This window comes from Streptomyces sp. NPDC059696, from assembly GCF_042733745.1.
In the GTDB taxonomy this organism is placed as follows: domain Bacteria; phylum Actinomycetota; class Actinomycetes; order Streptomycetales; family Streptomycetaceae; genus Streptomyces.
Genome location: NZ_JBHWFG010000084.1, coordinates 1 through 1684, shown reverse-complemented (window position 1 = coordinate 1684; position 1684 = coordinate 1). Strand labels below are relative to the sequence as shown.

The following is a 1684-nucleotide window of genomic DNA, read 5'->3' as shown; positions in this document are numbered from 1 at the left end:
GTATACATCGCCTTACGGCTTCGCACGGACCTGTGTTTTTAGTAAACAGTCGCTTCTCGCTGGTCTCTGCGGCCACCCCCAGCTCAGGACGTAAAGTCCATCACCAGGTGTGGCCCCCCTTCTCCCGAAGTTACGGGGGCATTTTGCCGAGTTCCTTAACCATAGTTCACCCGAACGCCTCGGTATTCTCTACCTGACCACCTGAGTCGGTTTAGGGTACGGGCCGCCATGAAACTCGCTAGAGGCTTTTCTCGACAGCATAGGATCATCCACTTCACCACAATCGGCTCGGCATCAGGTCTCACCCTTGATGAGTGGCGGATTTGCCTACCACTCGGGCTACACCCTTACCCCGGGACAACCACCGCCCGGGATGGACTACCTTCCTGCGTCACCCCATCACTCACCTACTAACCGCTTGGTTCAGCGGCTCCACCACTCCCCTTTGCCCGAAGGCTCCGGGGCGGCTTCACGGCCTTAGCATCACGATGCTCGATGTTTGACGCTTCACAGCGGGTACCGGAATATCAACCGGTTATCCATCGACTACGCCTGTCGGCCTCGCCTTAGGTCCCGACTTACCCTGGGCAGATCAGCTTGACCCAGGAACCCTTAGTCAATCGGCGCACACGTTTCTCACGTGTGAATCGCTACTCATGCCTGCATTCTCACTCGTCAACCGTCCACAACTACCTTCCGGTGCTGCTTCACCCGGCAGACGACGCTCCCCTACCCATCACAGCCGGCGTTGGCCGTATATGCTGCAATGACACGACTTCGGCGGTACGCTTGAGCCCCGCTACATTGTCGGCGCGGAATCACTAGACCAGTGAGCTATTACGCACTCTTTCAAGGGTGGCTGCTTCTAAGCCAACCTCCTGGTTGTCTCTGCGACTCCACATCCTTTCCCACTTAGCGTACGCTTAGGGGCCTTAGTCGATGCTCTGGGCTGTTTCCCTCTCGACCATGGAGCTTATCCCCCACAGTCTCACTGCCGCGCTCTCACTTACCGGCATTCGGAGTTTGGCTAAGGTCAGTAACCCGGTAGGGCCCATCGCCTATCCAGTGCTCTACCTCCGGCAAGAAACACACGACGCTGCACCTAAATGCATTTCGGGGAGAACCAGCTATCACGGAGTTTGATTGGCCTTTCACCCCTAACCACAGGTCATCCCCCAGGTTTTCAACCCTGGTGGGTTCGGTCCTCCACGAAGTCTTACCTCCGCTTCAACCTGCCCATGGCTAGATCACTCCGCTTCGGGTCTTGAGCGTGCTACTCCACCGCCCTATTCGGACTCGCTTTCGCTACGGCTTCCCCACACGGGTTAACCTCGCAACACACCGCAAACTCGCAGGCTCATTCTTCAAAAGGCACGCAGTCACGAGAACAAGGCAAGCCTTGCTCCGACGCTCCCACGGCTTGTAGGCACACGGTTTCAGGTACTATTTCACTCCCCTCCCGGGGTACTTTTCACCATTCCCTCACGGTACTATCCGCTATCGGTCACCAGGGAATATTTAGGCTTAGCGGGTGGTCCCGCCAGATTCACACGGGATTTCTCGGGCCCCGTGCTACTTGGGTGTCTCTCAAACGAGCCGCTGACGTTTCGACTACGGGGGTCTTACCCTCTACGCCGGACCTTTCGCATGTCCTTCGCCTACATCAACGGTTTCTGACTCGTCC

Annotated in this window: 1 rRNA gene (cut by a window edge); it reads right to left on the bottom strand. The window is 57.1% G+C overall.

The annotated features are described in order from the left end of the window. Positions 1–1684, bottom strand: a 23S ribosomal RNA gene (locus ACFV20_RS36635) (its annotated part extends 1282 nt beyond the left edge of the window); the annotation flags it as partial.